This window comes from Roseovarius sp. 10 (genome assembly GCF_033100315.1).
Taxonomy (GTDB): domain Bacteria; phylum Pseudomonadota; class Alphaproteobacteria; order Rhodobacterales; family Rhodobacteraceae; genus M30B80.
Genome location: NZ_JAWLVH010000003.1, coordinates 10,001 through 26,140, shown reverse-complemented (window position 1 = coordinate 26,140; position 16,140 = coordinate 10,001). Strand labels below are relative to the sequence as shown.

Genomic DNA, 16,140 nt, shown 5'->3' with positions numbered 1-16,140 from the left:
ACCTGCCGTCAAATTATGAACATCAAGGTCGAGCATAACACGGTTACGCGCAGGTTACAGGGTTGGATCAAAAAATTATCGTGAGCGCCGTCCCCCCTTCGAACTTTGACGCACGCTTAGAAAAAATTGAGGCAATTTTTAATCCAAGGCGCGACAGGGGGCGTAAACTTGGCTAGACAGAGAAAGAACACTAACAAGGAAAACATCCGTGCCATTTGAAACACCTCCCGCCCCCCCTCGCACTGTGGCCGTCATCGGGGGAGGGATCTCAGGGATGGGGGCCGCTTATTACCTTGCGCCAAATGCCAAGGTAACCTTGTTTGAAGCGGAGCATCGCCTTGGGGGGCACGCGCGCACAGTGGTTGCAGGCCGCCACCGCGATCAGCCTGTTGATACGGGGTTCATCGTATTCAACTACGTCAACTATCCCAATTTGGTGCGTCTGTTCGAAGAGCTGCAGGTTCCTGTTGTCGAGAGTGACATGAGTTTTGCGGCCTCAATCGGGGGCGGGGCGATTGAATATGGCCTGCATTCGCTCAAGGCGCTTTTCGCGCAACGCAAAAACCTCATGCGGCCGCAATATCTGCGCATGTTGGCCGACATCATGCGCTTTAACGCGCAGGCGGCCAGTTTGGCCAATGACAGCTCACAAACCTTGGGCGAGTTCATGGATGAGTTGGGTATGGGCGCGTGGTTTCGCGATTACTATCTGACCCCAATTTCTGGCGCGATTTGGTCGACCCCGAAAGAGGAGATCATGGATTTCCCCGCCCAGGCCCTTGTGCGGTTTTTCCAAAACCACAACTTGCTGCAGGCGTCAGGCCAACACCAATGGTGGACTGTGCATGGCGGTTCTATTGAATATGTCACGCGGCTTGAGCGCGCGTTGAGCGAGCGCGGGGTGACCATCGTCACCAATGCAGGTGTGGACAAGGTCAAGCGCGTGGCGGGCGGTGTTGAGCTCCGCCGCGATGGCCAATGGCAGCGCTTTGACGAGGTGGTATTTGCAACACATTCTGATGACAGTTTGGCGCTCTTGGCCGATCCGACCACGCAAGAACAAGCCGCCCTTGGCGCAGTCCGCTATCAGCCCAATGAAATGGTGTTGCACGCAGATCGCCGCGCGATGCCATTACGCGAAGTCACATGGGCAAGTTGGAATTACACCGAGCGTGCAGGCCATAGCGGTGGCCCAATTGATCTGACCTATTGGATGAACCGCCTGCAACCTATCCCAAAATCTGACCCGCTGTTTGTGACATTGAACAGCCGCGGTGAAATTGCAGATGATTTGATCTATGACACAGCAACCTTCCGTCATCCCGTTTATGATTTGGCCGCACTAGCTGCGCAAGGCACAGTGCGGGCCATGAATGGCACCGGAAACACTTGGTTCTGCGGGGCGTGGATGAAAAATGGGTTCCACGAGGACGGGTTGGCCAGTGCGATTGATGTGGTCAATGCCATGGCCGAACGGGATCGCATGGTCGCGGCGGCCTGACGGGAGAAAGCAGTGTCATCATCGGTGGATTATATCGCAGGCGAAACGTTTCATGGCCGCAGGGGCGCTGTGGAAAATGCGTTTCGATATTCCATTGATTACGTGATGCTTGATGCAGAGGCGGATGATCTGATTGCCCCCGCATTGTTTGGCCGGAACAAGGGAAATCTTGCATCCCTACGGGATCTTGACCATGGCGGTGCGCCCAAAAACGGAGCGGGGGCCAGTTGGGCGCGCGCTGTTTTGGACGCGCATGGATTGGCCGAGCAGACCCAAGGGCAACTGATGCTTTTGGCGCAACCGCGTCTCTTGGGTCATGTGTTCAACCCTGTCAGTTTTTGGTTGGCCTATGATACCCAAGCGCGCCTGCGCGTTGTTATTGCCGAAGTTTCTAATACTTTCGGTGATCGGCATTCCTATCTTTGCCATCGCGAAGATCTCGAGGAAATCACCCGTCACGATATTCTGCGCGCGAAAAAGATCTTCCACGTCTCGCCCTTCCAAGAAATTGAGGGCGGTTATGAATTCCGCTTTGATATTCGTGCGGATCGGGTGGGGATTTTCATTGATTATGCCACGGGGAATGAGGGGCTTTATGCCACGCTGACCGGCGCGCGCCGTCCGTTGCGCAATGGCGATATCTTGCGCGCCTTATGGCGGCGGCCTTTTGGGTCGCGCAGGGTTTTGGGCCTGATCCATTGGCAGGCGCTGAAATTATGGATCAAGGGCGCGCCCTATCGTCCGCGCCCTGAGCCGCCCGAACGCGAGGTGTCTTGATGGTTGAGCGCAGCGCGCCCTTGGCGGGCTACGCAGTTTTTGCCGCCATGCTGTCGAGCGCGGGCCTGCCCATTTATATCCATGCTCCTAAATTCTATGTCGATGAATATGGCTTGGGCCTTGCGGCGCTGGGGGGCATCCTTTTCGGCTTGCGGTTATTTGATGTGGTGCAAGACCCCGCTTTGGGATGGTTGGCACGCACCACCCGCGCCTATCGGGGGGGCATGGTGGCTGGCGCTGTGACGATCCTTGCCGCCTCCATGTATGGCCTCTTTGCCATTGCGCCCCCGATTGCCCCGATGTGGTGGTTTGCGCTGACCTTAATCGGATTGTTCTCGTCTTTCTCCTTCCTCACGATCTGCTTTTACGCCGAGGGTGTGCAAACCGCCGAGCGGCTTGGAAAAGATGGTCATTTGCGCCTTGCCACATGGCGCGAAACGGGGGGGTTGTTGGGGGTATGCTTGGCGTCAGTTGCCCCGATTGCATTGGCAAGCTTCTTGCCCAACCCGTTTACGGGTTTTGCGATTGGCTTTGCGGGTCTTTGCGCCCTTGCCTATGTGTTGATGCGCCCTGACTGGGGGCAGGGGGCGGCGACACCGCCAACCGCCTTTGGCACAATCTTGCGCGATCAGACGGCGCGGCGTTTGTTGGGCATTGCTTTGATCAATGCCGCCCAGTCGCGGTGACCTCCACCCTTTTCCTGTTCTACGGTGAAGGGGTGTTGCAGGCTCTTGGATGGGAGGGGCCGCGTTTGTTGTTGTTCTTCCTCGCTGCCGCGCTTTCCGCCCCATTTTGGACACGGGCCGCCACGCGCTTCGGGGCCAAGCCTATATTGTTGTTTGGCATGGCTTTGTCGATTTTAGCCTTCGCCTTCACCCTCGCTTTGGGGGCGGGCGATGTGGTCGCTTTTGCTTTGATTTGTTTGGCTTCGGGCATGGCGCTTGGGGCAGATTTGACGATCCTACCTGCCATTTTCTCGCGTCATTTGTCCAAAATCGCACCTGAGGCGGGCGCAGCCTTCGGATTGTGGTCTTTCGCGACCAAATTCACCTTGGCCTTCGCCGCCGTTACCCTATTGCCCCTGTTGCAGGCCGCAGGGTTTGAGGCGGGCGCGACCAATCCCGAAGCGGCATTGTCGCGCTTGGTGCTGCTCTATGCGGCGGTTCCCTGCGCGCTCAAGCTGCTTGCGATCACGATTCTGAGCATCACACCTTTGCCACAAGAACGCGCGCGCTAGGTTTACCTTCGCGAGAGAGATGGGGATTTTATGCGAGATTTTGCAGGAAAGACATATTGGCTTGTCGGCGCATCCGAAGGGTTGGGTGCAGCCTTGGCTGAGAAATTATCTGGCGCGGGCGCGGAGGTGATCTTATCCGCCCGATCTGAGGCGCGGCTTGACGAGGTTGCTACACGCCTAAACGGCCCATCTCGGGTTGTGCCGATGGATGTCAGTGATGCGAAAAGCGTGGCTAAAGCCGCTAGGGATGTCGGCGATATAGATGGGATAGTCTATCTTGCAGGCGTTTATTGGCCGATGCATGCCAGCGCTTGGGATAGTGACCAAGTCTTGGCGATGATGGATATCAATGTCATGGGTGCGGCGCGCGTCTTGGGCCATGTCGTGCCGCAATTCGTGGCAAAGGATGCAGGTCATATCGTCATCACGGGCAGTCTATCGGGCTTTCGTGGCCTTCCTTCGGCCACGGGCTATGGCGCATCGAAGGCAGCGGTGATGCATATGGCGGAATCCCTGCGTGTGGATATGCGGCGCAGCAATGTTGCAGTGCAACTGGTCAACCCTGGTTTCATCCGCACAAGGCTGACCGATAAGAACAATTTTGCCATGCCGTTCATCATGGACGCCGCACCTGCGGCAGATATTTTCTTGCGCCATATGCGGCGCAAGAAATTCAGTTGCAGTTTTCCATGGGGCTTTGGGGCGTTTTTCAGGGTCAGTCAGTTCTTCCCCGATTGGCTTTATTACCGCATTTTCTAGGCGAGATGGTCGACCACAGACAGGCTTTGGGCAAGGGTTCCCACAACCTCCATCCAGTCGCGGACAAGCCCGATATCATGCGGCGCAGCGGATACGCCCGCAGGCACGGCCCCTGTGATTGCCGCTTTGACGGCCAGTGCGACAGGGGTTGAGACAAGCCGCGCCATCGCTGTGCCGCGCGCATCGCCCCATGCATCCATCACATAGGTTTTGTGCCACCGTGCAGTTCCCGCGACCTCAGCCTTGAGAGAGACGCATAAAACAACGCGGTCTGGCTCATCTGCCTCATAGGAATTTTCGCGCCAGAATTGGTCAGACATCTCGCGCAGCCGCGCATCGCCCGCCGCCCCCTCGAGGGTTTCGATTTCGCGGAACACGGGCGCCCATGCCTTAGACCACCCATCAAGTCGCAAAGTGCCGCGCACAAAGCGCTGCACATTCCAATCGGCTTCAAACCCGTATTCGGCCATGAAAGGCAGGCTATCGCGGTTTGGATAGACCTCAAATTCCTCTGGCGTTTCAAGGGGTGCGGTGTAGTGCGAAATCGCATCCCAAGGCCGCGAGACGTTCAATTCTTTGCCATCGGCAATGGAACGCGAAGGCGACCGCAGTGCCTTGAGAACGCCAAGCGGCGACCAGCTGAATTTGTAGCGAAACGGGTTCGGGATTTTGGGAATCCCGCCGCAATAAGAGATGAAATCATGCGCATTTTGCGGATCAAAAGCAGCACTGTTGCGATAGTCATGCATAAGGGCATGGGCCATCAAATGGTCAATGCCCGGGTCAAGGCCCACTTCATTGATCACGCGAACCCCAGCCTTGCGTGCCGCCTCATCCAATGCGCGCATCTCAGGTGCGATATAGGAGGAGGAGACAAAATGTGCCCCTGCCGCAATCGCCATTGTGGCCAGCGGCACATGCATATCGGCAGGCAGCATTGAGATTACCACATCGCCCTTTTTCGTGGCTTCGGCGAGGGCTGCCATATCAAACGCGCGGATGTCTTTTGCGATATCCCCCACAGCGGCCTTAGCTTTGTCGACACTGCGGTTCCACACGACCACATCGCCTTCGGTTTCAATCAGATGGCGCAGGCCTGGAATGGAGGACAGACCTGTTCCACACCAATGAATTGTCATGATCTAAACTCCCTTAAACTTGTGCGATATGGTGGTCAAAGCGGGCCTTGGCGCGGCCCCACACGCCTTGGGTTAAATCCCCTAACCCGTGCAAAGATGGCAAAAGCTGCGCGGCGTAATCTTCCGAACTTTCTAGCGGCAAGAGAGAGGGTAGATTGTCAATCGCCATGACATCCAATGGTGGCGCATCATGCACCCGCAACGCAGGTTTCCCCCATGTGGTGACATGATCATAGACCTTGATTGGCGAGAAATCGGAACTTGGATCGCAGGCAATATCCCCAATGACGCGCAATGCGCGCGGGGCCTCTTTGGCGCTTTGAGGCACAAATACGGGCACAGAAGGATCCGCGAGAATGCAATTGAGGAACATTTCATGATCCAGAATTTCTGGGAATGGCCCGCCTGATGCCGTTTCTGCCATGTCCCAAGCAGCCACTGGAATACCAAGTGCCGCGCAAAGATCGCGCGCGCCTGTCCCGACCCGCCCCAAGGCACCGATGATGATGGCGCGGGGCAGATCAATTGCTGTCATCTCACGCTGCAATTCGGCAATCAAAGCGTCTTTGTTGGGATAGCCTTGGATCGGCCCCATGACGTTGGGTTGTGCAATAAGCGCCTTCAGCGACACTGCCGCGCCCGCGAACCCCGCCCAATATCCAAAGGCGGCTACACGGCGGCCATTTTCATCGACCAGATATTCCAAATCGTAAAGCGTGCCGCCGCCCGCCTTGAATCGTTTCAACAACCTTTGTCCTGCAGGTTGGCCCTTATAGGCATGTCCGAACATGATGTGACGATGGTGCAGGGGTTGATCGGTTTCTGGCAATTCTTTGAGGCCGAAGATGATCGCATCTTGGGGGGCATCCGCCCACGAGGCAAAGGGTGCGGTTGCACAGCCTGCTTTGATATATCCCTCCAAAGGGATCACGCGCGCAGGGCTTTCTTCAACCGTAATTTTCATGCCTTTGGCGATCAGTGCGGCAGCGCCTTCTGGGGTTAGTCCCACCCGCTCCTCGCTTTCGCGTTCTTCGGCGCGCAGCCAGATATGTGTCATGCCCTCTTCCTTCCAAATGCGGATCTGTCTTTAGGCGAGCCAGCTTTTTGCGGCAACCGCGCTTTTGGCACAAAAGCGCATATGCGCGGGCGAGTTGCAAGACGGCGCAGCATCGTATCTGCGGCGGTCTTATTGTGTTTTTTATGCCTCTTTTTAGGGAATTGTGAGGCCGTTTGCTGTGCCGTGTCGCAGAAAACTTGCCCCATTTTGATGCGGGCCGCAAATTTGCGACAAGATGGGTTTCTTGGGGTTTTATGAAAAATGAAGATGCGGCACATAGTGATGCTTGGGGCTTTTGGCCTTTGTCCGATCATGGCCACGGCCCAACCTGCGGGCGAGATGGAGGCGGCGCGCGAGATATTGTTAGAACTGCAAAGCCGATCTTTCGCGGAGAATCGAGAATATTGCGGCTATATTGGCCTGATGCCCGATGGCACCTATATGGCGACCGAGGTGACACGGGGGACATCGGATTCCTGTCTGTCGCGTGGGGATGAAAGCCGCTTTGTCGAGGTTACGGCATCCTTCCACACCCATGCAGGCTATGACCCTGATGCCGATAGTGAGGTGCCGTCCGTTGAGGATCTCGCGGGCGACATAGACGAAGGCGTTAATGGATATGTCGCCACACCGGGTGGGCGGCTATGGTTCAATGACGGAGAGGATGGGGTTGCCTATCTGATCTGTGGGCCGAATTGCATGGGCCAAGATCCGCGTTATCGTGAGGATGTCTCAGATCAAATCCAAGACAGCTATAGTTTGGACGAATTAGAAGATCGCCAATCTGGTTGGTAGGCGCAAAGAAAAAAGCCGCCCCAAAAGAGGGCGGCGTTTTTCATTAGATCATAAGCTCTTGCGCTTGGCTTAGCCCTGACGGGCTTTGAAGCGGCGCTGCGTCTTGTTGATCACATAGACGCGGCCCTTGCGGCGCACGACGCGGCAATCGCGGTGACGCTGCTTGAGCGAACGGAGCGAATTCTTGACCTTCATGGGTCTTCTCCTTCTCGCGGCGCGGCGGTGCGCCTTTGTTCGTTTGGCACGGGATTGTGCCGATGGTGGGCGGTATAGGGATCGAACCAGTGACCCCTACGATGTCAACGTAGTGCTCTACCGCTGAGCTAACCGCCCGATGTCGTTACGGATCGCACCGCTTTTTCCACGCGGCCTTAAGGTAAAGCCAAATGAAACAGAAAAACGGACGTCACGAGCCAAGCCCGTTCCGCAGTAGCGCAGTCTTTAAAAGGAATCGCGGGGCGGTTCAAGGGCTTTTGGTATTTTCCAGAACTGGGCTATATCCAACACATGAGAAACGCACAAAATAGCAGTCCCGCCTATGATTTGACCTTGCCAGAGGTGCATCTGGCCCCTGTTGTTGTGGCTTCGCCGCATTCTGGTGATGTCTATCCCGCAGAGTTTCTGGGCGCGATTGATATTGATCCCCACCAAATCCGCAGTTCCGAAGATGCGTTTGTGCATCTTTTGGCGGAACGCACTGCTGAATTTGGGGTTCCGTTTTTAAAGGCTCGATTCCCGCGTGCCTATGTTGATCTCAATCGCAATGCGGATGAATTGGATCCCGCTGTCATCTTCGGGGTGGCGCGGGGGGCGGCATCGCCACGCATTGCGGCAGGGCTTGGGGTGATTCCGCGCGTGGTGGCCAATGGGCGAAGTATTTATCGCGGCAAGATCACCCGCGCTGAGGCTGAGGCGCGTCTGGCCCGTGTTTGGTATCCCTATCACGCCTGTCTGAGTGATTTGATGGCTGCTGCGCGCGCGCAATTTGGCCGCGCCATTTTGCTGGATATGCATTCCATGCCCCATGACGCCTTGGGCGCAGCTTTGGTGGGCAGCAAAACTAAGCGCCCCGATCTCATTCTGGGGGATCGGTTTGGTGGTGCCGCAGATCGTGAGATTGTTGATCTTGTCCATGCCGCATTTGAAGAGCAAGGGTTCACTGTGGCGCGCAACACGCCCTTTGCAGGGGCGTATATTGCCCAAGCCTATGGCAAGCCGAACCGCGGGCTTCATGCTGTGCAAATCGAAATTGACCGCGCTCTTTATATGGATGAGGCTGCGATTGCCCAAAATGAAGGGTTCGAAGATACCCGTCTGCGGGTCACAGCGGCTTTGGCTCAGGTCATTAAGGCCTTTAAGGAAACTGACGCGCAGCCCCTCGCCGCTGAGTGATCATCGCAGCGCGCGGCCCTTTACGATCGCTTGATCGCCAAATTTTTTGCGAATTTCATCCGAGGCGCGTTCCGCTTGGAGGCGTTTGGCCTCTTGTGGGTCAAGCAGATTGCCTGCGCGATCCCCCTGAGCTTCGGGGATCAAATCCCCCAGCCCCAAACCGATCAGTCGAAAGGGCGCAAATTTCAGATTAGCCGCAAGCAATTGCGCGGCTTGCGCATAAATGCGGTCTGCCATTTGCGTGCCATCGGGCAGAGCGGTCTGGCGGGTCAGCGTTTTGAAATCATGGGTTTTCAATTTCAACACCACAACACGCCCTGCAAGCCCCTGCGCTTTTGCCCGTGCCGATAGCTTTTCTGCCAGACGCCAGATATGTCCATCGAGCAAATCAGGATCACGGAGATCATTGGGAAAGGTGGTTTCGTTTGAGATTGATTTCACCTCGCGCGTAGCCGAGATTTTGCGGTTGTCCCGTCCGAAAGACAAATCATGCAGTCGCGCGCCCCATGCGCCGAAACGCGCGATCAATTCATCTTTGGGCCAACGGCGCAGATCACCGATTTTGTGAATGCCTGCCGCCTGCAAATTCGCCTGTGCGGCTGCGCCAATTCCCCACAGCATCGACACGGGCTTTTGAGTCAGGAAATCTTGTGTTTCCGCTTGGCCAATCACCGCAAAGCCCTGTGGCTTGTCGAGGTCAGAGGCGATTTTGGCCAGAAATTTATTATGGCTGAGGCCAATCGACCCCGTCAGCCCCAATTCGGTTTTCATTCGTTTGACCAAGCGCGCCAACATCACAGCGGGCGGGTGACCATGTAATTTGCCCGTGCCCGAGAGATCTAAAAAGGCCTCGTCAAGCGATAACGGCTCAATCGCGGGGGTCAGTTCGTTCATCAATGCGCGAATTTCGCGCGAGACTGCCGCGTAATGCGACATCCGCCCCCGCAGCACCACCGCGTCAGGGCAAAGTTTAAGAGCCTGAAACATCGGCATGGCAGAGCGCACGCCACGGATGCGGGCAATATAACAGGCAGTCGAGACGACACCACGCCGCCCGCCACCGATGATGAGGGGTTTATCCGCAAGATCGGGATTGTCCCGTTTTTCCACCGAAGCGTAAAATGCGTCACAATCCATATGCGCGATGGATAGATCGAACAGTTCAGGATGAGAGATCACATTTGGCCGCCCGCAGTCGGGGCAGCGGCTGCCTGCCTCAAACTCGCTCAGACAATCGCGGCAGAGGGCGGGCATGGGCGGCGCCCTTAGCCAATCTCCGCCAACACGGCGCGGGCGGCTGCAGCGGGGTCGGCGGCTTGCCAGATTGGGCGCCCCACCACGATGTGATCGGCCCCGTCAGAGATGGCTTGGGCTGGTGTGGCAACGCGCTTTTGGTCGCCAAGCGCGCTGCCTGCGGGGCGCACACCTGGGGTGACGATGAGGCGTCCTGCGGCCTCGGGCAGGGCGCGGATCATTGCGGCCTCCTGTGGTGAGGCGATAACCCCATCTGCGCCCGCTTCAAAGGCACGCGCAGCGCGGGTTGTGACTAGATCGGGAATGTCGCCTGCGGTGATCAGGCTTGCGTCTAAATCCGCGCGATCCAATGAGGTGAGGATGGTCACAGCCAGAATCTTGGTCTTGTGTCCAGAAGCCCCTTCTTTTGCCGCGCGCACGACATGGGGATCACCATGCACAGTCAGAAAATCGAGGTCGAATTGGGCAAGCCCGCGCACCGCCGCTTCGACTGTTGCGCCGATATCGAATAGCTTCATGTCGAGGAAGATGCGCTTGCCGTGTTCGTCTTTCAGCTCTTGCGCCAAGGCAAGCCCGCCGCCCGTCAGCATCCCCAAGCCGATTTTGTAAAAGCTGACTGCATTGCCAAGTTTGGCGGCCAATTCTAAACCCGCCACCGCATGTGGCACATCAAGGGCAACAATCAAGCGGTCAGATGCAGCGGTCATTGGACGTCCTTATTCATGGGTTGGGCTTCCGTCCCGTGGTAGCGATGCTTGGCCCGTGGGTCAATTGCCCGACCAAGGCAGCATTGACGCGCCCTTCTGCAACCTTCATTCTCAGAATAGCTAAACTGGACGGAACGTCAGATCATGAAATTGTCGATTGAAGTGTCGCGTGACGATGCAAAGCCCGAACAGGGCCCTGCGCGTGTGGGGTGGTTTTTGACCGAAGAAAAAGGCGCAGTGCTTTTTGATGCGCCCGAACGCGTGGCCTCTCGCGGGGCCAGCCGTGCGCATGCGAAATCAGCAGCGCGATGCCCTGCCGTGGTTCAGATGGAAAGCCGCTACTTTATGGTGCGCTGCCCCTATGATCTGCATTTAGGATTTGGGCGTGACAAAGATGGGAAGGCCGTCTTGATCAATCGCGCAGGCACGAGCAGCACAATCCGTGGCAATAAGATTGCCCAAGTGGTGACCTTGGTGTCCGAGGCGGAATGGCGCTATGCTGATCGCCCGACCATTCAGCTTGCACTGCCCTATTGCTTCATTGCGGATGAGCCCATCTATCTGACCCAACTGGCCGCTTTTGCCCATTACCGCACAGACCCCCTTCCGGGCACGATTTTTGGGGGGCGGTTTCCGCTGCATATTTGGCCGCGTCCGCTGATGTGGGCGTTCGAATGGCACCAAACGGGGAAAGATTTGGTGCTGAGGCGGGGGGAGCCTTTATTTTATGTCCAGTTTGAAACCCATGACCCCGCCCGTGCAGTTCAATTGGTTGAGGCGGCCCGCACAGCGGAATTGATGGGGTATATGAATGAGCTGGCCGCGGTGACGAATTACGTCAACCAAACATTCTCGCTCTTTGAGGCGGCGGAGCGATTGCGGCCCGCAAAACTTTTGTCAGAACGCATTCGTGATTGAGCCTTAACCCTTGAACAAGGCGCGCTGACCTCCCAAGTTTAAAGAGAAGGCCCGAAAGATGCATCATGCCGCAAAGCGGGTGGTGCGAGACGGGTGCTTAGATGAAGGAGACAGACGATGAACTTTGAAAAGTTCACAGACCGTGCGCGCGGGTTCATTCAGGCCGCTCAAACAGTGGCGCAGCGCGAAGATCACCAAAAATTGGCACCAGAGCATATGCTCAAAGCCCTGCTTGACGATGAGCAGGGTATGGCAGGCAATCTGATCACCAAGGCAGGGGGCGATGCGCGCGAGGTGCGCGCTGCTAATGATGCCGCCATGGTCAAATTACCCAAAGTCACAGGGGATGCGGGGCAGGTCTATATAGACAGCCAAACCGTAAAGGTTTTGGACGAAGCCGAAAAGCTTGCCACCAAAGCGGGCGATAGTTTCGTGCCTGTCGAGCGGATTTTGACCGCGTTGGCCCTTGTGAAATCGCCAGCGAAATCTGCGCTTGAGGCGGGCGGGGTCAATGCTCAATCCCTGAACGCTGCAATCAATGACATCCGTCAGGGTCGCACGGCTGATACGGCCTCGGCTGAAGATGGCTATGAGGCTCTCAAGAAATATGCGCGAGATCTGACGCAGGCTGCGCGGGACGGGAAGATTGACCCGATCATTGGGCGCGATGAGGAAATCCGCCGCGCGATGCAGGTTCTCAGCCGCCGCACCAAAAATAACCCCGTTCTGATTGGGGAGCCGGGTGTCGGGAAAACCGCGATTGCCGAAGGTCTTGCCTTGCGCATCATCAATGGTGACGTTCCCGAAAGCCTGCGCGACAAGCGTTTGATGGCTTTGGATATGGGCGCGCTGATTGCGGGTGCGAAATATCGCGGTGAATTCGAGGAACGGCTGAAGGCGATTTTGAAAGAAATCGAGGCTGCATCTGGTGAAATCATCCTCTTTATTGACGAGATGCACGTTCTGGTCGGGGCGGGCAAATCTGATGGTGCCATGGATGCGGCCAATCTGATCAAGCCTGCGCTTGCCCGTGGCGAGCTTCATTGCGTGGGTGCAACCACGCTCGATGAATATCGCAAATATGTTGAGAAAGATGCCGCTCTTGCGCGGCGGTTCCAACCTTTGATGGTCGAAGAACCTGGGGTGGAAGATACAATCTCTATCCTGCGCGGGATCAAAGAGAAGTATGAACTTCACCACGGGGTGCGGATCTCGGATGCGGCGCTTGTGTCCGCGGCTACCTTGTCGAACCGCTATATCACGGATCGATTCTTGCCCGATAAGGCGATTGACCTTGTTGATGAGGCTGCAAGCCGTTTGCGGATGGAGGTCGACAGTAAGCCCGAAGAATTAGACGCGCTTGATCGTCAAATCCTGCAAATGCAGATCGAAGCTGAGGCGCTCAAGAAAGAAGAAGACAGCGCCAGCCGTGAACGGTTGGAAAAGCTTGAGAAAGAATTGGCCAATTTGCAGGAGCAATCTGCGCAAATGACGGCACAGTGGCAGGGCGAGCGCGACAAGCTTGATGCAGCGCGCAAGCTGAAAGAGGCGCTTGATCAAGCGCGGGCTGAATTGGATCAGGCCAAACGGCGGGGCGATTTAGGTCGTGCAGGCGAATTGTCCTATGGGGTGATCCCTGATCTCGAGCGGCAATTGGCCGAGGCTGAGAATGCCGAAGAAGATGTCATGGTCGAAGAGGCTGTGCGCCCCGAGCAAATTGCCGCTGTGGTCGAGCGTTGGACGGGGATCCCCATGTCCAAAATGTTGGAAGGGGAGCGAGAAAAGCTTTTGCGGATGGAGGAGGAGCTTGGCCGCCGCGTCATCGGCCAGCGCGAGGCGGTTTCTGCCGTCAGTCGTGCGGTGCGCCGCGCGCGGGCAGGGCTTCAGGATGAAAATCGCCCGCTTGGGTCATTCCTATTCCTTGGGCCAACGGGTGTAGGGAAAACCGAATTGACCAAAGCCTTGGCTGAATATCTCTTTGACGATGATCAGGCCATGGTGCGGATTGATATGTCCGAATTCATGGAGAAACACGCGGTTGCCCGTTTGATCGGCGCGCCTCCGGGCTATGTCGGATATGACGAAGGCGGCGTTCTGACCGAAGCCGTGCGGCGCAGACCTTATCAGGTGATCCTCTTTGATGAGGTCGAAAAAGCACATCCCGAGGTGTTCAATGTCCTGTTGCAGGTCTTGGATGATGGCATCCTGACTGATGGCCAAGGGCGGCGCGTTGACTTCAAACAAACCTTGATTGTGTTGACGTCAAATTTGGGGGCGCAAGCGCTCAGTCAGTTGCCAGATGGTGGGGACATTGCAGGCGCCAAGCGCGATGTGATGGATGCGGTGCGGGCGCATTTCCGCCCCGAGTTCTTAAACCGCCTAGACGATATGATTGTGTTTGATCGTTTGGGCCGCGCCGATATGGGTGGGATTGTTGAAATCCAGCTTGGGCTTTTGGCGAAACGCCTCGCTGCGCGTAAAATAACCGTTGATCTGGATGATGCGGCCAAGGATTGGTTGGCCTCCGAAGGATATGATCCTGTCTTCGGGGCGCGGCCCTTGAAGCGGGTCATCCAACGCAGCCTGCAAGACCCGTTGGCAGAGATGATCTTGGCCGGTGAGGTCAAGGATGGCGCGCGGGTTGTTGTCAGTGCAGGTGCGGATGGCCTGATCATCGGTGACAGGGTGGCGGCCACAAATCGCCCCAAACCTGATGATGCCGTGGTGCATTAAGATCGAAAAAGGCCCCGCATCTTGCGGGGCCTTCTTTATGCGCAATCCGTGTTGCGGATTACATCGGAGGCATGATCACCTTGTCGATGACATGGATCACGCCGTTTGACGCTTCGATATCGGCGGTGACGACATTGGCGTCATTGACCATCACACCATTGTCGAGGTCGATGGTGATATCTGCGCCCTGAACGGTTGCGGCAGTCATGTCATCAGAAAGATCCCCAGACATCACCGCGCCTGCGATGACGTGATAGGTCAGGATCGCGACAAGCTGATCACGGTTTTCTGGCAAGAGCAGGGTTTCAACTGTGCCCTCGGGCAAGGCGGCAAACGCCTCGTCTGTTGGTGCGAACACGGTGAGAGGGCCTTCGCCTTTCAGCGTCTCAACCAGACCTGCGGCTTCGGCAGCAGCCAGAAGCGTGGTAAAGCTGCCTGCGGCTGCGGCCGTGTCAACGATATCCTTCGAGTGACCCATCGCAAAAGCCGAAGTGGCAAAAGCTGCGGTTGTGGCAAGTGCAAGTGCAGTGCGTTTGAACATGGTTAGCCTCGTAATCAATATGGGGTTAAAGTTCAGGTTGCCGTCTCGCTGCGAAATGGATGCAAAAATAGAGATAACAATAGTGCAGATGTGAATGCGCGTGACTTGACGCGCGGCGTATCGCGCCTAAGCGCGGGGCATTTTGATCTTCCAATAAATTTGATGTGATTGCGTGTGAGCCTATGTGAATGAAACTGCGATCACGCGTTGCAAACAGTTTCGTGAGATCGTGCAACAAGGCTTGGGAAATGGCGCATCCGCGTCCATGTTCGTCGCAAAACGTGACGACAGAAAGGGTAAGCTGATGGCAAGACGTTGGACAAATGATCTGAGCATTGCAGATGCCACGCCTTATGCGGCCTATATCAACCGCCGCCAAATCATGGCGGGTGCGGCAGGTTTGATTGGTGCAACCGCCCTTGGTCTTGGTCGGGCAAACGCGCAGGAGCTTGTCCCGAATTCTTGGGAAGAGATTACCTCTTATAACAACTACTACGAATTCGGCACGGGCAAAGAGGATCCTGCCAATAATGCAGGCAGCCTGACAACTTCGCCTTGGACGATTGAGGTGGATGGGTTGGTGGACAACCCTGGAACCTATGATCTGGCCGAGCTGATTGATGGTCTTGAGGTTGAAGAACGCATCTATCGCTTTCGCTGTGTCGAGGCGTGGTCGATGGTCATTCCATGGAATGGGATTGAACTTGCAGATATTCTGACACGGGTCGGTGTTCAGGAGGGCGCAAATTATGTGGCGTTTGAAACTGTCATGCGACCAGACGAGATGCCTGGCCTGCGCTACCCTGTTTTGGATTGGCCGTATCGCGAGGGTTTGCGCCTAGACGAGGCGATGCATCCGCTGACGATTATGGCCACGGGGATTTATGGCCGCCCTATCCCCAATCAGAACGGCGCGCCGATCCGTTTGGTGGTGCCATGGAAATATGGCTTCAAGTCGATCAAGTCGATTAGTCGGATCACCTTGACCCGCGATGAGCCGTTCGCCAGCTGGAATCGCGCCAATCCGCGTGAATATGGCTTCTATTCTAATGTGAACCCTGAGGTGGATCACCCGCGCTGGAGCCAAGCCACCGAACGGCGCGTGGGCGCAGGGTTGTTTGCAGGGCGGCAGCCAACACTGATGTTCAACGGATATGAGACCGAGGTGGCATCCCTTTACGAGGGAATGGATTTGGCGGCCTATTATTAAGATGCGCTTGCTTGATCTTAGTCGCGCCAATGGCGCGCTGCGGCGCGTCCCCACAGCAGCTATATATATAGTGAGCGCGTTGTGGGCGGCGTGGTTATTTTATCTGGCCGCAACGGGCGG

The 16,140-nt window shown here is 56.4% G+C and carries 15 protein-coding genes, 1 tRNA gene and 1 pseudogene (1 of these 17 running past the window's edge); 10 read left to right on the top strand and 7 right to left on the bottom strand.

What is annotated here, in order from left to right; translation table 11 throughout:
- The first annotated feature begins 208 nt into the window (after window positions 1-208).
- The 4 genes and pseudogenes from RYZ18_RS10535 (at window position 209) to RYZ18_RS10520 (ending at window position 4,274) form a co-directional block, all read left to right on the top strand.
- Window positions 209-1,501 carry an NAD(P)/FAD-dependent oxidoreductase gene (locus tag RYZ18_RS10535; RefSeq protein ID WP_317656727.1) on the top strand — a complete coding sequence of 431 codons (1,293 nt, stop codon included), beginning with the start codon at window positions 209-211 and terminating at the stop codon, window positions 1,499-1,501.
- A gap of 12 nt (window positions 1,502-1,513) precedes the next feature.
- Entirely contained in the window at window positions 1,514-2,278 is a 765-nt protein-coding gene (locus tag RYZ18_RS10530) for a DUF1365 domain-containing protein (RefSeq protein ID WP_317656726.1), read from the top strand.
- Window positions 2,278-3,515: pseudogene (locus RYZ18_RS10525) on the top strand (MFS transporter). The gene RYZ18_RS10530 and the pseudogene RYZ18_RS10525 overlap by 1 nt, the downstream one beginning before the upstream one ends.
- Window positions 3,516-3,545: 30 nt before the next feature.
- Complete coding sequence (locus RYZ18_RS10520) at window positions 3,546-4,274, top strand: SDR family NAD(P)-dependent oxidoreductase (RefSeq protein WP_317656725.1); 729 nt, start codon at window positions 3,546-3,548, stop codon at window positions 4,272-4,274.
- Here the strand turns inward: RYZ18_RS10520 and RYZ18_RS10515 are convergent.
- Together RYZ18_RS10515 and RYZ18_RS10510 are read right to left on the bottom strand one after the other, a co-directional pair.
- Window positions 4,271-5,413, bottom strand: coding sequence for a saccharopine dehydrogenase family protein (locus RYZ18_RS10515; RefSeq protein WP_317656724.1), 1,143 nt, complete (start codon window positions 5,411-5,413; stop codon window positions 4,271-4,273). The genes RYZ18_RS10520 and RYZ18_RS10515 overlap by 4 nt on opposite strands.
- Before the next feature lie 13 nt (window positions 5,414-5,426).
- Entirely contained in the window at window positions 5,427-6,470 is a 1,044-nt protein-coding gene (locus RYZ18_RS10510; RefSeq protein ID WP_317656723.1) for a saccharopine dehydrogenase, read from the bottom strand.
- 267 nt (window positions 6,471-6,737) lie between these two features.
- Between RYZ18_RS10510 and RYZ18_RS10505 the strand changes: the two genes are divergently transcribed.
- Window positions 6,738-7,265 (top strand): DUF4329 domain-containing protein, encoded by a 528-nt coding sequence (locus RYZ18_RS10505; RefSeq protein ID WP_317656722.1) that lies wholly within the window; start codon window positions 6,738-6,740, stop codon window positions 7,263-7,265.
- Window positions 7,266-7,334: 69 nt separating this feature from the next.
- Here the strand turns inward: RYZ18_RS10505 and ykgO are convergent, their stop codons facing one another.
- On the bottom strand, window positions 7,335-7,460 hold the full coding sequence (gene ykgO / locus RYZ18_RS10500) for a type B 50S ribosomal protein L36 (protein WP_012177066.1): 126 nt from the start codon (window positions 7,458-7,460) through the stop codon (window positions 7,335-7,337).
- Window positions 7,461-7,523: 63 nt separating this feature from the next.
- A tRNA-Val gene (locus RYZ18_RS10495) sits at window positions 7,524-7,598 on the bottom strand.
- A gap of 174 nt (window positions 7,599-7,772) precedes the next feature.
- On the opposite strand from RYZ18_RS10495, the gene RYZ18_RS10490 reads away from it, so the two are divergent.
- On the top strand, window positions 7,773-8,657 hold the full coding sequence (locus RYZ18_RS10490) for an N-formylglutamate amidohydrolase (RefSeq protein WP_317656721.1): 885 nt from the start codon (window positions 7,773-7,775) through the stop codon (window positions 8,655-8,657).
- On the opposite strand, the gene RYZ18_RS10485 is transcribed toward RYZ18_RS10490, so the two are convergent.
- Together RYZ18_RS10485 and pyrF are read right to left on the bottom strand one after the other, a co-directional pair.
- Window positions 8,658-9,911 carry a DNA polymerase IV gene (locus RYZ18_RS10485; RefSeq protein ID WP_317656720.1) on the bottom strand — a complete coding sequence of 418 codons (1,254 nt, stop codon included), beginning with the start codon at window positions 9,909-9,911 and terminating at the stop codon, window positions 8,658-8,660.
- Window positions 9,912-9,922: 11 nt separating this feature from the next.
- A complete protein-coding gene (pyrF, locus tag RYZ18_RS10480; protein ID WP_317656719.1) occupies window positions 9,923-10,618 on the bottom strand; it encodes an orotidine-5'-phosphate decarboxylase in 696 nt (231 codons plus the stop codon).
- 144 nt (window positions 10,619-10,762) lie between these two features.
- On the opposite strand from pyrF, the gene RYZ18_RS10475 reads away from it, so the two are divergent.
- Entirely contained in the window at window positions 10,763-11,536 is a 774-nt protein-coding gene (locus RYZ18_RS10475) for a hypothetical protein (protein WP_317656718.1), read from the top strand.
- Between the two features lie 117 nt (window positions 11,537-11,653).
- Complete coding sequence (clpB, locus tag RYZ18_RS10470; RefSeq protein WP_317656717.1) at window positions 11,654-14,269, top strand: ATP-dependent chaperone ClpB; 2,616 nt, start codon at window positions 11,654-11,656, stop codon at window positions 14,267-14,269.
- A gap of 58 nt (window positions 14,270-14,327) precedes the next feature.
- Here the strand turns inward: clpB and RYZ18_RS10465 are convergent, their stop codons facing one another.
- Window positions 14,328-14,810, bottom strand: coding sequence for a fasciclin domain-containing protein (locus tag RYZ18_RS10465; protein ID WP_317656716.1), 483 nt, complete (start codon window positions 14,808-14,810; stop codon window positions 14,328-14,330).
- Window positions 14,811-15,114: 304 nt separating this feature from the next.
- Between RYZ18_RS10465 and msrP the strand changes: the two genes are divergently transcribed.
- The gene (gene msrP / locus RYZ18_RS10460; protein WP_317656715.1) at window positions 15,115-16,020 is read left to right on the top strand and encodes a protein-methionine-sulfoxide reductase catalytic subunit MsrP; all 906 of its coding nucleotides are present in this window, start codon (window positions 15,115-15,117) and stop codon (window positions 16,018-16,020) included.
- 1 nt (window position 16,021) lies between these two features.
- Window positions 16,022-16,140 carry the start of a protein-methionine-sulfoxide reductase heme-binding subunit MsrQ gene (gene msrQ, locus RYZ18_RS10455; protein WP_317656714.1) on the top strand. 493 nt of this gene lie beyond the right edge of the window, so 119 of the gene's 612 nt are visible here — the first part of the coding sequence; it begins with the start codon at window positions 16,022-16,024; its stop codon lies off the right edge, out of view.